At 50.0% G+C, this 13509-nt stretch carries 12 protein-coding genes; 7 read left to right on the plus strand and 5 right to left on the minus strand.

The genetic code is table 11. The annotated features are described in order from the left end of the window. Positions 1-19: 19 nt before the first annotated feature. The 4 genes from gyrA to gshA all read right to left on the minus strand — a co-directional run bounded on the left by gyrA (position 20) and on the right by gshA (position 6036). On the minus strand, positions 20-2791 hold the full coding sequence (gyrA, locus tag ACTHTQ_RS01840; RefSeq protein ID WP_440362910.1) for a DNA gyrase subunit A: 2772 nt from the start codon (positions 2789-2791) through the stop codon (positions 20-22). A 116-nt stretch (positions 2792-2907) separates the two neighbouring features. After that, positions 2908-3390 (minus strand): acyl-CoA thioesterase, encoded by a 483-nt coding sequence (locus ACTHTQ_RS01845; protein ID WP_049351048.1) that lies wholly within the window; start codon positions 3388-3390, stop codon positions 2908-2910. A gap of 114 nt (positions 3391-3504) precedes the next feature. Further along, entirely contained in the window at positions 3505-4575 is a 1071-nt protein-coding gene (gene corA / locus ACTHTQ_RS01850) for a magnesium/cobalt transporter CorA (RefSeq protein ID WP_440362911.1), read from the minus strand. Between the two features lie 102 nt (positions 4576-4677). Next, positions 4678-6036 carry a glutamate--cysteine ligase gene (gene gshA / locus ACTHTQ_RS01855; RefSeq protein WP_440362912.1) on the minus strand — a complete coding sequence of 453 codons (1359 nt, stop codon included), beginning with the start codon at positions 6034-6036 and terminating at the stop codon, positions 4678-4680. 262 nt (positions 6037-6298) lie between these two features. Here gshA and leuC point away from each other — a divergent pair, with 262 nt between their 5' ends. From leuC to leuB, 7 genes are all read left to right on the plus strand, one after another. Then, the gene (leuC, locus tag ACTHTQ_RS01860; protein ID WP_440362913.1) at positions 6299-7708 is read left to right on the plus strand and encodes a 3-isopropylmalate dehydratase large subunit; all 1410 of its coding nucleotides are present in this window, start codon (positions 6299-6301) and stop codon (positions 7706-7708) included. 124 nt (positions 7709-7832) lie between these two features. After that, positions 7833-8087, plus strand: a complete 255-nt coding sequence (locus ACTHTQ_RS01865) for a hypothetical protein (protein WP_049335219.1) — start codon at positions 7833-7835, stop codon at positions 8085-8087. 103 nt (positions 8088-8190) lie between these two features. After that, positions 8191-8556, plus strand: a complete 366-nt coding sequence (locus ACTHTQ_RS01870) for a VOC family protein (RefSeq protein WP_003686332.1) — start codon at positions 8191-8193, stop codon at positions 8554-8556. A gap of 45 nt (positions 8557-8601) precedes the next feature. Further along, a complete protein-coding gene (gene leuD / locus ACTHTQ_RS01875; protein WP_440362914.1) occupies positions 8602-9243 on the plus strand; it encodes a 3-isopropylmalate dehydratase small subunit in 642 nt (213 codons plus the stop codon). A 64-nt stretch (positions 9244-9307) separates the two neighbouring features. Further along, positions 9308-9769: a YhcH/YjgK/YiaL family protein gene (locus tag ACTHTQ_RS01880; RefSeq protein ID WP_440362915.1), complete on the plus strand. Its 462-nt coding sequence runs from the start codon at positions 9308-9310 to the stop codon at positions 9767-9769. Positions 9770-9807: 38 nt separating this feature from the next. After that, positions 9808-10671, plus strand: coding sequence for a DUF1444 family protein (locus tag ACTHTQ_RS01885; RefSeq protein ID WP_440362916.1), 864 nt, complete (start codon positions 9808-9810; stop codon positions 10669-10671). Between the two features lie 66 nt (positions 10672-10737). Then, positions 10738-11808 (plus strand): 3-isopropylmalate dehydrogenase, encoded by a 1071-nt coding sequence (leuB, locus tag ACTHTQ_RS01890; RefSeq protein WP_440362917.1) that lies wholly within the window; start codon positions 10738-10740, stop codon positions 11806-11808. A 135-nt stretch (positions 11809-11943) separates the two neighbouring features. On the opposite strand, the gene ACTHTQ_RS01895 is transcribed toward leuB, so the two are convergent. Then, entirely contained in the window at positions 11944-13353 is a 1410-nt protein-coding gene (locus ACTHTQ_RS01895; RefSeq protein WP_440362918.1) for a DEAD/DEAH box helicase, read from the minus strand. Positions 13354-13509 lie beyond the last annotated feature (156 nt).

Here is a 13509-nt window from a genome sequence, read left to right on the forward strand (position 1 = left end):
CGGCCTTTTTCATTGACGTTTAAGATTCTTGAGACGGAGTATCTTCAGCTTCTACCACTTGGTTTTCAGCTGCATCGCTTTCTAAAGCGGCTTCATCTTCAGCCTCTTCGGCCACGCGTTCCAAGCTGACCAAGGTTTCACCTTCGTCCAGATTAATCAGGCGGACACCTGCGGCAGCACGGCCGGTCTCGCGGATTTGCTCAACTTTGGTACGAATCAGGACACCGCCGCTGGTAATCAGCATCAGATCGTCGGTTTCGCTGACCAAAGTCGCGGCAACCAAATCGCCGTTGCGTTCGCCGGTATTGATGGCGATATTGCCTTGGCCGCCTTTGTTTTTACGGCTGTAATCGGCAATCGGGGTGCGTTTGCCATAGCCGTTGGCGGTAGCGGTCAATATTTGCAAATCGCTTTGCTCGGCTTCAGGGGCGAAGGTAATCAGGCTGACAATCTTGCCATCGGCCGGCAGGCGCATACCGCGCAAACCGCCGCTGCCGCGACCGGACGGACGGACACCGTGTTTGCCACTTGGCAATGCGTTTTCGGTATTTTCATCATCCAGGCCGTCTGAATCTTCGTTTTCGATTTCGATATCGGCATCTTCTGCTTCATCGTTACCGGATTTTTCCCAATATTCGTTAAAACGGATGGCTTTGCCCAAGTTGGAGAACAACATAATGTCGTCCGCACCGCCGGTTTGCGCTGCGCCGACCAAGTAATCGCCTTCTTTAAGCGCGATGGCTTTAATGCCTTGGCTGCGAACGTTTTTAAACGCAGACAGCTGGACTTTTTTCACCATGCCTTGTGCAGTGGCAAAGAAAACGTATTGGTCTTCCGGGAACTCGCGGACGGCCAAGATGGCGCTGACTTTTTCGCCTTCTTCCAATTGGATAACGTTGTTGATCGGACGACCGCGGCTGTTGCGGCCGCCTTCCGGCAGTTTGTACACTTTAATCCAATGGCACTTGCCCAAATTGGTAAAGCACATCAAATAATCATGCGTGTTGGCAACAAACAGGGTTTCGATAAAGTCTTCGTCTTTTGTTGCCGCTGCCTGTTTGCCGCGGCCGCCGCGACGTTGAGCCTGATAGTCGGTGGTCGGCTGGGTTTTGATGTAGCCGCCATGAGTCAGGGTAACGACCATTTCGCGTTGCGGAATCAGGTCTTCATCGGCGATATCGCCGCCAAACGGATTGATTTCGCTGCGGCGTTCATCGCCGAAATTGGCTTTAATGTCTGCCAATTCTTCGCGAATGATTTGGGTAACGCGCTCTGGTTTAGAAAGAATATCCACAAAATCAATGATTTTGCTCATCAGGTTTTTATATTCGCCGACAATTTCTTCCTGATCGAGGCCGGTCAGGTTACGCAGGCTCATGCGCAAAATGGCATCGGCTTGTAATTCGCTCAGATAATAGCCTTGGCTGTGCAGGCCCAAATTCTCTGGCAAGCCTTCAGGGCGCATCATGTGCAGGTCTAAATCCGTACGGCTGAGCATGTCTTCAACCAAGCTGCTGCGCCATGGGCGGGACAGCAGTTTTTCTTTGGCTTCCGGCGCATTGGCAGATTCTTTGATCAGACGGATAATTTCGTCGATATTGGACAAGGCAACTGCCTTACCTTCGGCAATATGGCCTTCATGACGTGCTTTTTTCAGGCGGAATAAAGTACGACGTGTAACGACTTCGCGACGGTGGCGCAGGAATTCGGACAGGATTTGTTTCAGGTTCAGCAAGCGCGGCTGGCCGTCAACCAAGGCCACCATGTTGATACCGAAGCTGTCTTGCAGCTGGGTCAGTTTGTAGAGTTGGTTCAAAACGACTTCGGCATTTTCATTGCGTTTCAATTCGATCACGACACGCATACCGGATTTATCGGACTCGTCGCGCAGGTCGGATACGCCTTCCAACGTTTTTTCGCGTACCAACTCGCCGATTTTCTCAACCAGCTTGGCTTTGTTTACTTGATATGGGATTTCATCGATAACGATGGCTTCGCGCTCGCCGTTTTTACCGATAGGCTCAATATGGGTTTTACCGCGCATCACTACACGGCCGCGGCCGGTTTTATAGCCTTCGCGCACGCCGCTCAAGCCATAAATAGTTGCGCCGGTTGGGAAATCGGGTGCTTGGATAATGTTGATCAGCTCGTCGATTTCAGTTTCAGGCTCATCCAACAAACGCAGGCAAGCATTGATGGTATCGCCCAAATTGTGCGGCGGGATATTGGTTGCCATACCGACGGCAATACCGGACGAACCATTGACTAACAACGCCGGGAAACGGGTCGGCAATACCAGCGGCTCATGTTCGCTGCCGTCATAGTTGGGACCGAAATTGACGGTTTCTTCTTCGATATCCGCCAGCATTTCATGGGAAATTTTTTCCATGCGGATTTCGGTATAACGCATGGCTGCTGCGGCCAATCCGTCGACAGAACCGAAGTTGCCCTGACCGTCAATCAGTACATAACGCATGGAGAAGTCTTGCGCCATGCGGACGATGGTGTCGTAAACGGCTATATCACCGTGGGGGTGATATTTACCGATAACGTCGCCGACGATACGCGCCGATTTTTTATAGGCGGAATTCCAGTTGTTTTTCAACTCGTGCATCGCGTACAACACGCGGCGGTGTACCGGCTTGAGACCGTCGCGGACATCCGGCAGGGCTCGGCCCACAATCACGCTCATGGCGTAATCGAGGTAGCTCTTGCGCATTTCGTCTTCAAGGCTGACAGGCAGGGTTTCAAGTGCAAATTTATGGTCGTTGCGGATGGTTGCGTCGGTCATGATTATCTGTAATTTAGTATGGCAAAAATCATGTTGATTCTACCACAAAACAAGCGGTTTATGGCTTTTGCGTGAAGGCCGTCTGAAACAGGATTTCAGACGGCCTTCGTTATTTATTAATTGCAGCCAGAATCTTTGTCCGCAGCCTGCAAACTCAACTCTTTGCGCTTTTTAGCCCTTTCATAACGGCAGCGTTGGCGCGGTGTATTGATTTCCAAAGGCGGTACAGGAACCGGCTTACCGTCTTCAACGGCAACCATGGTGAAGTAGCAGCTGTTGGTATGACGCACTTCGCCGGTGTGGATGTTTTGCGCCTCTACACGGATGCCGACTTCCATAGAAGTACGGCCGGTGTAGTTGATACTGGCGTAAAAGGTTACCAGTTCACCAACATGAATAGGTTCTTTAAACAATACTTTATCAACAGACAGAGTAACGCAATAGGTACCGCTGTAACGACAGGCGCAGGAATATGCCACTTGGTCAAGCAGGCGCAGAAGATCGCCGCCGTGAACATTGCCGCTGAAGTTTGCCGTATAAGGCATCATCAGCTCGGACATGATGAGTTCATGGGAAGGTAGCTGGCGTTCCGGTTTCATAGTTTCTTCTCCTTTTGATATTTATTTTTAAATTGTCTGAAAACTTCAGACTGCACGTGTGCAAAATCATTCTACCGTTTTTAAACGTTGAGTTTCAACCCCTTACCCACACGTTTACAGCCATTTTCTACGCGAAAAGAAAATCAGCAGTCCGATGATGATGCACAGCATCACACCCAAAACCATGAAATAGCCGTAATGCCAATGCAGCTCGGGCATATTGTCGAAGTTCATGCCGTAGATGCCGGTGATGACGGTCAGCGGCATAAAGATGATGGTAATAACCGTCAACACGCGCATTTGCTGGTTCATGCGGTTGGATTGGAAGGAAAGATAAATGTCCATCATGCTCAACACCATATCACGCGAGGCATCAAGCGATTCGATAAGCTGCATATTGTGGTCGTATACGTCGCGCAGATAGACGGTCGATTCGCCTTTGAAAATAGCAAAATCGCCGCGCACGGCCAGTTGATAGAACACATCGCGCAATGGCAAAAGCGTGCGCCGCAGACGGACGGCATCGCGCTTGAGGCGGTGAATCTTACTGAGAATATCGCTGTTTTCATTTTTAAACAGGGACTTGTCTATTGCTTCGACACGGTTGTTGTACGACTCCAAAACGATGAAATAGTCGTCCACAATGCGGTCAAGCAGGCAATAAGCAAGAAACGCTGTATTTTTGTTCAAAATATTGTGCGGATTTTCGTACATCTGCCGGCGGAGATGGCTGAACAAACCCAACGGTTTTTGTTGGAAAGACAACACAAAATCTTTGCCGATAATCACATACACTTGGTCAGAATGGAGCTTGCCTGTGGTGGTATAGTGGTAAACCTGTGCGGCAGTAAAAACATAGCTGCCGTAGTCTTCGATTTTCGGACGCTGTTTGCGGCTGAGAATATCCTCAATAACCAGCTCATGGATACCATAAGACTCAAGCGCGTGCTTGAGCAAGACGACATCATTAATACCGACAAAATGCAGCCAGTTGATTTGGCCTTCTTGCGGACGGGTAATATCAGGCAAGTTTTTTCCGGCGATATAATCATGCTGAACAAAGGTATCGGCGGAATACAAGGTTTGATGAATAGCAGAACGCGGCGCATTGTCGGTATTGCTGCGCTGCATGGTTTGGTCTTGCAGATTGTCGGTTATCTCAACTGGATTGGCTGGTTTGCTCATAAAAATAAATCATGTTTTTTTAGTTAGAATGAATTGTACAGACAGAAAAAGCCGTCTGAAAACTGATTTTCAGACGGCCTGACAATATCGATCAACGCTTTATTAGGCTTTAGGCGCGGTTTTCTCTAACTCCAATGCAGCGGCAAGCAAGGACAGGCGCGCCATTACGCCGTAAACATAGAGGCGGTTGTGTTCGTTGTCCACGTCGCAGTCTTTTTCGGAGCGCGGCATACCGAGCGAGTCCCATTGTTCGAATACGCGTTTGCAGGCTTCAGGCGCTTCTTGGGAATTATCGCCGCTACCGGTGGGGATGCTATTGGACAGCGGAACGAACACCATGCCGCCGGCGTTGAGGTTTTCGTCCGCGCCGCGTCCTTCGTGTACGCGGAAGAAGCCGCCGATAACAAAACGGTCCATCATATAAACGACGGGTTCGCACACGGCGCCGTTCATGGTTTCATAGGTATAAATACCTTCTTGGACAATCACTTCGCTGACTTCCAAACCTTCTTTCACCTTCGCCATTTTGTTGCGGTTTTTGCGGTTCAATCCGCGTACTTCATCGGCGGATTTTACACTCATCACGCCCATGCCGTAAGTACCTGCATCGGCTTTGACAATCACGAAAGGCTGGTCAGTAATGCCCAATTCGTCGTATTTGGCTTGGATTTTCGCCAATACGCGCTCTACCGCGCCTGCCAACGCATCTTCGCCTTCGCGCTCTTGGAAGTCCAAACCGCCGATTTTTTCAAAATACGGGTTAATCTGCCATTCGTCGATGCCAATCAGCTTGGCAAATTCGGCGGCGACTTGGTTGTATGCGCTGAAATGTTCTGTTTTGCGGCGCGTCGTCCAACCGCCGTGCAACGGAGGCAATACGGTTTGGTTGATGTCTTTGAGAATATCGGGAACGCCGGCGGACAAGTCGTTGTTCAACAGGACGACGCAAGGCGAGAAGCCGTCTGCAAGATGAACGCGCTCGCGGGTACGCAATAAAGGCTCCAGCAGGATTTTATCGCCTAATGCAGTTTCAAACTCGGTCGGCTCGGTTACTTCAGGATTCAAGCTACCCAAACGCACTTCATATCCTGCCGAGCGCAAAATCTCGCTGAGGGCGTAAACGTTTTGCAGATAGAATGTGTTGCGCGTGTGGTTTTCAGGAATAATCAATACGGATTTGGCCGTTTCACAGGCACGCTGCACCGCATCTTGCGCGGCAACCGCCGCCAGCGGGATAAAGTTGGGATTCAAATTATTGAAGCCGCCCGGAAACAGGTTCATATCGATAGATGAAATTTTGTAACCGGCATTACGGATGTCAACCGAACCATAAAACGGCGGACGGTGTTCGTTCCAATGCGAACGGAACCATGCTTCGATTTTGGCATGATTGGCAAGGACTTTTTTCTCAAATTCCCGTAATTGAGTCAGATGCTCAGGAGCCATTACCGGTAATTTCATTCTCTATACCTCTTGGTAAGTGTGGGTTGAGTGAGAATGATAGAACTTTTTAGTGCATTTCGACAAGCATTCTTTCAGATAAGATGAATCTTTTTGTCAACAATTCTACAATTTGTCTAATTTTTGACAAGTGTTTTTGAAACTTTGCAACAAATTTTAAAAATTGGACAAATTTCTATTGCGCAGCCCCTATAAAAAGCCTAAAATCCGCCCATAAACGCAAACCATCATTCATATCTACCAATAGCAAAGAATACTCATCATGAGCGCACAAACCCTTTACGATAAACTTTGGAACAGCCACGTCGTCCGCGAAGAAGAAGACGGCACTGTCCTGCTTTACATCGACCGCCACCTGGTTCACGAAGTAACCAGCCCGCAAGCATTTGAAGGCTTGAAAATGGCCGGCCGCAAACTCTGGCGTATCGACAGCGTAGTCTCCACAGCCGACCACAACACCCCGACCGGTGACTGGGACAAAGGTATCCAAGATCCGATTTCCAAACTGCAAGTCGATACTTTGGACAAAAACATTAAAGAGTTTGGCGCACTCGCCTACTTCCCGTTTATGGATAAAGGCCAAGGCATCGTACACGTCATGGGCCCGGAACAAGGCGCTACCCTGCCCGGCATGACCGTCGTTTGTGGCGACTCGCACACCTCTACCCACGGCGCATTCGGCGCATTGGCTCACGGTATCGGCACTTCCGAAGTCGAGCACACCATGGCGACCCAATGTATTACTGCGAAAAAATCCAAATCTATGCTGATTGCCGTTGAAGGCCGTCTGAAACCTGGTGTTACCGCCAAAGACGTGGCGCTTTATATCATCGGCCAAATCGGTACGGCAGGCGGTACAGGCTACGCCATCGAGTTTGGCGGCGAAGCCATCCGCAGCCTTTCCATGGAAGGCCGCATGACCTTGTGCAATATGGCGATTGAAGCCGGTGCGCGCTCAGGCATGGTTGCCGTTGACCAAACCACCATCGACTATGTAAAAGGCAAACCTTTCGCACCTAAAGGCGAAGCGTGGGATAAAGCCGTCGAGTACTGGCGCACGCTGGTGTCTGACGAAGGCGCCGTATTCGATAAAGAATACCACTTCAAAGCCGAAGACATCGAGCCTCAAGTGACTTGGGGCACATCGCCTGAAATGGTTTTGGACATCAGCAGCAAAGTGCCTAATCCTGCCGAAGAAGCCGATCCGGTCAAACGCAGCGGCATGGAACGCGCCCTTGAATACATGGGTTTGGAAGCCGGTACGCCATTAAACGAAATTCCTGTCGATATCGTCTTTATCGGCTCTTGCACCAACAGCCGTATCGAAGACTTGCGCGAAGCCGCCGCTATCGCCAAAGGCCGCAAAAAAGCGGACAATGTACAACGCGTATTGATTGTCCCCGGCTCCGGTTTGGTTAAAGAGCAGGCAGAAAAAGAAGGCTTGCACGAAGTGTTTATAGAAGCCGGTTTTGAATGGCGCGAGCCGGGCTGCTCTATGTGCCTTGCCATGAATGCCGACCGCCTAACCCCGGGACAACGTTGCGCCTCTACTTCCAACCGTAACTTTGAAGGCCGTCAAGGCAACGGCGGACGCACCCACCTCGTCAGCCCTGCCATGGCAGCTGCAGCCGCGGTTACCGGCCACTTTACCGACATCCGCACTATGGCTTAAAGTATTTTCAGACGGCCTTTATTGATCAGGCCGTCTGAAACAATACCTTGCTCAAGTAAGTTTTCCTATTGCGCAAAACGTCCGAAAACCTTCTTAATCATTGATAACTTGAAAGGAATCTAGTATGAAAAAACTGTTTGCATTGGCTGCCGCAGCCCTCATCCTGTCAGCTTGTTCCAGCACTTGGTCCGGCGCAAAAGACGATACCAACCGCAATTGGGACAAAACCAAAGAGACTGCTGAGCGCGTAGCCGATAAAACCAAAGAAACGGCAGAACACGTTGCCGACAAAACCGGCGAAGCCGTTAAAAAAGGCGGCAATGCAGTAGGCCGCGGCATGAGCCATGTTGGAGAAAAAATCGAAGCCGCTACCGAATAATTCGGTAAATCAGGCCGTCTGAAGCTCCTGACTCCGTTTCAGACGGCCTGATACCTTATTACTTGTTCAGACATTTTCACGAGTCCAAGCAAAGGAAGAAACAATGAGTAATCCGTCAAGCTGGTTTGGTATTCACGCTCATGATTTGGATCGCGCCAAAGCCTTTTACGAATCCGTATTTGACAAGCCCCTGCAAGACGTTGGCGGCAACGGATTCCGTTTCATCATTTTCCCAGCCGATTACACCCAACACGGTACGGCCGGCATGATTTGGCACGACAGCAACGCCCAGCCCGGCCACGGCGGTACAACCATTTTCTTCAATTGCCCGGATTGTGCCGAAACAGCAGAAAAAGCCGTTGCAGCAGGCGGCAAACTGTTACAAGAGAAATTCCGCATTGCCAACGGCTTTGCAGCATTTATCGAAGATACAGAAGGCAACCGAATCGGTTTGCACAGCACACGCTAACCCGAATAGCCATATAATTTCCCATTATTACTATAAGAATCTGACATGAAAGCCTTTACCAAAATTACCGCCATCGTTGCCCCGCTTGACCGCAGCAACGTCGACACCGATGCCATCATCCCCAAACAATTTCTGAAATCCATCAAACGCAACGGATTCGGCCCCAATGCCTTTGATGAATGGCGTTACCTCGACCACGGCGAACCGGGCATGGACAACAGCAAACGCCCGTTGAATCCGGATTTCTCCCTGAACCAGCCACGCTATCAAGGCGCACAAATCCTGTTGACGCGTAAAAACTTCGGTTGCGGCTCTTCACGCGAACACGCCCCTTGGGCATTGGACGACTATGGCTTCCGCGCCGTCATCGCTCCTAGCTTTGCCGACATCTTCTTCAATAACTGTTACAAAAACGGCCTTTTGCCTATCGTTTTGACAGAAGAACAGGTTGACCAGCTTTTCAAAGAAGTTGAAGCCAACGAAGGCTATCAGCTCTCCATCGACCTTGCCGAACAAACCCTGACCACACCAAGCGGCGAAACGTTCAAATTCGACATTACCGAACACCGCAAACACTGCCTCTTAAACGGCTTGGACGAAATCGGCCTGACCCTGCAACACGCTGACGAAATTCACGCCTTCGAAGAAAAACGCCGCCAAAGCCAGCCTTGGCTGTTTAACGGTTGATATATAAAAGGCCGTCTGAAAAATTTAAGTGTTTCAGACGGCCTTTAATCTACACAAATATATTATGATTACCGACACCATAAGCAATGCCACCCGCTACGCTGCCTTGCATCCCGACTTTGCCGAAGCCTTCCATCTGTTGCAGACCTTAGATTTTGCCAAGCTGCCGGACGGCCAAGTGCCATGTGAGAATCCCAATATCCGTATTTTTATCGGCAGCGAGCCGATGAGGACGCAGAGGGAAGCCCAGCCTGAAGCGCACTTAAAACATATTGATATTCAAACGCCGATTGATGGCAGCGAAACATATGGCTGGATAGACAGAGGCCGTCTGAAAAACGGTTTAGGCTACAACGAAAAGCGCGATATCGAGTTTTTCGACTGTGAGCCAGAAACTTGGCTGACCTTGGAGCCCGGCGAATTTGCGCTATTCTTCCCGAATGATGCGCATGCCCCATTGGTTGGTGACAGACCGAACATACGCAAAGTTGTTTTTAAAATCCGTGCTGAAACCGAACGTCTATAATTTTTCAGACGGCCTTATCCCCTTATTCAGGACACAATATGTCTTTTTTCAGCAGGTTGTTCCGCTCCAAACCTAAATTAATGACTTGGCAGGAATTTGTCGAATACTTTGCCCGTCGCATTCAAGAAGAATTGCATCTTGAGGCAAAAATCGACTGGGGCGAAACTATTGCGTCTTCGCCGATTATTGTCCATTTTTCCAAAGACGATGAAGCATCATTCAGCACATATTTGAGCAACCATTACACAAGTTATCTGCAAAATCCCGAGGCCTTGGAGGCTATTGTTGCAGCCAATTTAGCGGTTATCTATAAGATTCAAGACACTGATGCCAGTGTTTCAGCACAACAAATTCTTCCGACGATTAAAAATACGATTTATTTGGAAAACGCCAGACTGATTACAAATACGGACGAAGCCGAACCTGCCGATTACCTGGTATATAAACCGATTGCAGGCGATATCATGTTGCTTTATATGGTGGATACGGAAGAATCCATGCATACGCTCAATCGTGAGCATATGGAAGAGACCGGTATTGAAGATGAAGACGCCTTGTATCGTACCGCAATGGATAATTTGCGCCAACGGATGAATGGACGTGTCCAAATTCATCATGCCGAAGGTTGGTCATTGGCTCAAATCCATTTGGACAACGACTATGATGCTTCCCTGATTTTGCTTTTGGACGAAGTACTTAGAGACGATCCTATGCTGCCTGCCAATCCTGTTTTTGCAGTCCCGGCACGCAACGCCCTGCTCGTTTGCAGCCCGTCCGATGAAGAGGCTTTGCAGGCGATGGCGAATATCGCCCTGCAGGCATTTGAAGAATCTGCCTACGCGATTTCTACCCAGCTTTACCAGTACCATAATGGTACAATCAGCGTTTTCAGAGCAAATTGATTTAAGGCCGTCTGAAAAACAGACGACCTGCCCTTTACCTAAAACCTTCCCATAAGGAAACCCGAAATGACCAAACATATCGCTATCTTGCGCGGCGACGGCATCGGCCCTGAAATCGTTGCAGAAACCGTCCGCGTACTCGACAAACTTATCGAACAAGGTTTGGATGTCAGCTACGAATACGCGCCTTTGGGCGGCGAAGCCTATGACGAATACGGCCATCCTTATCCAGAATTCACGCAAAACCTTTGCCGTAAAGCCGATGCGGTCCTGCTTGGTGCAGTTGGTTCTCCTCAATACGACAATCTCGATCGTCCGCTGCGCCCTGAACGCGGCTTGTTGGCTATTCGTAAAGACTTGAATCTTTTTGCCAATTTACGCCCTGCTATTTTGTATAAAGAGCTGGCCAATGCTTCTACTTTGAAACCCGAAATTGTAGCCGGCCTTGACATCCTTATCGTACGCGAACTCACCGGCGATATTTACTTTGGCGAACCGCGCGGCATCCGTGTTTTGGAAAACGGCGAACGCGAAGGCTACAACACCATGAAATACAGCGAAAGCGAAATCCGCCGTATTGCCCACGTTGCCTTCCAATCCGCCCAAAAACGCAGCAAAAAAGTCTGCTCTGTAGGCAAAGCCAACGTTTTGGAAACCACCGAACTGTGGCGCGAAATCTTTGAAGAAGTCGGCAAAGAATACTCTGATGTCGAGCTTTCCCATATGTACGTCGACAATGCCGCCATGCAGTTGGTACGCGCGCCCAAACAATTTGACGTGATTGCCACCGGCAACATCTTCGGCGACATCCTCTCCGACGAAGCCTCCATGCTGACCGGCTCCATCGGCATGCTGCCCTCCGCCTCGTTGGACGAAAACGGCAAAGGTCTGTACGAACCGTCACACGGCTCTGCCCCCGACATCGCCGGACAAAACAAAGCCAACCCGCTGGCCACCATCCTCTCCCTTGCCATGCTGCTGCGTTACAGCCTGAACGACGAAGCCCGCACGCAACAAGTTGAAAACGCCGTACAAAAAGTACTGCAACAAGGCTTGCGTACCGGCGACATTTACGAAGAGGGTACCAAACTGGTTTCCTGCTCCGAAATGGGCGATGCCGTATTGGCTGCTTTGTAAGAGGCCGTCTGAAAAAAGCGTGGGATCAATCCCACGCTTTTTTCTATACGAAAACTTGAAACCATAAAAAAGAGCGTGTCTTCACACGCCCTTTCGTTTTATCGTCTTATTTCAGACGGCCTTAGATTGAAGCAATCAACCTTTTTTATGTTTGCCGCCAAAGCTGTCGTTAGACTTGCGCTTGCCTTTAAAGCCTTCGCCGCCTTTTTTGAAACCGTCAGACTTCTTGAAACCGTCTTTCTTAAAGCCATCTTTCTTGAAACCGTCTTTTTTATGACCTTCGCCGCGTGATTTGCCGCCGAAGCCTTCTTTAGCCGGTTTCTTATCGCCGCGCCAGCCGCCGGATTTACGATCGCCCCAGCCGCCTTTACCTTTCGGTTTGCCACCGGCAGATTTGCGTTTGCGTGTCGGCTCCATGCCTTCGATGGTCAGCTCAGGCAATTTACGGCCGATGTATTTTTCAATTTTGTGTACTTTGACGTATTCGTTCACTTCAGCGAAGGTAATCGCAATACCCGTGCGCCCTGCCCGTCCGGTACGGCCGATGCGGTGGACGTAGTCTTCTGCCTGTTTCGGCAGGTCGTAGTTGATAACGTGGGTAATGGTCGGCACGTCGATACCGCGTGCGGCAACGTCGGTGGCAACCAAAATTTTGCAGCGGCCTTTGCGCAAGTCCATCAGCGTACGATTACGCCAGCCTTGCGGCATATCGCCGTGAAGGCAGTTGGCGGCAAAACCTTTTTCGTACAATTCATCCGCAATGACTTCGGTCATGGCTTTAGTGGATGTGAAGATCACGCATTGATCGATATTGGCATCGCGCAGGATGTGGTCGAGCAGGCGGTTTTTATGGCGCATATCATCACAGTACAACAGCTGCTCTTCAATTTTGCCTTGATCGTCCACACGCTCAACTTCGATGGTTTCAGGGTCTTTGGTCAGTTTGCGCGCCAGTTTGCCCACTGCGCCGTCCCAAGTGGCGGAGAACAACAAAGTCTGACGATCGCTAGGCGTCGCTTCAACGATGGTTTCGATGTCGTCGATAAAGCCCATGTCCAACATACGGTCGGCTTCGTCCAGAATCAGCACTTCCAAACGTTCAAAATCAACTTTACCGCTCTGCATCAAGTCCATCAGACGACCCGGAGTAGCGACAATCAGGTCAACCGGTTTGCTCAAAGCACGGGTTTGGTAGCCGAACGATGCGCCGCCGACGATGCTGACGGTGCGGAACCAGCGCATATTTTTGGCATACGCCAGCGCGTTTTTCTCGACTTGCGCCGCCAATTCGCGGGTCGGCGTCAACACCAACGCGCGCGGGCCTTTGCCCGGTTTTTCGCTGCGTTTGGTCAGTTTTTGCAAAGTCGGCAGCAGGAATGCTGCGGTTTTGCCTGAACCGGTTTGTGCCGAAGCCATAATGTCGCGGCCATCCAAAGCAAACGGAATCGCTTGTGCCTGAATCGGCGTCGGGCTTTCATAACCCTCGCTGCTTACGGCAGACAAAATGTTTTTATCAAGGTTCAAATCGGCAAATTTAATAGACATGGCTATCCTAAAAAGACAACAACGCGCACGTCTGAACAATTTCAGACGACCTGAAGCAAAGGAAAGTAACGATACGGGAAATGTGAAGTTACAGGGTTGTTGCAAGCATCTTGCTTGTGGTTAACATCGACGACAACCTGCACAGAAAAGGCTTTG

The sequence above is a fragment of the Neisseria sp. P0020.S003 genome (assembly GCF_051957095.1).
GTDB classification, from domain to species: Bacteria; Pseudomonadota; Gammaproteobacteria; order Burkholderiales; family Neisseriaceae; genus Neisseria; species Neisseria subflava.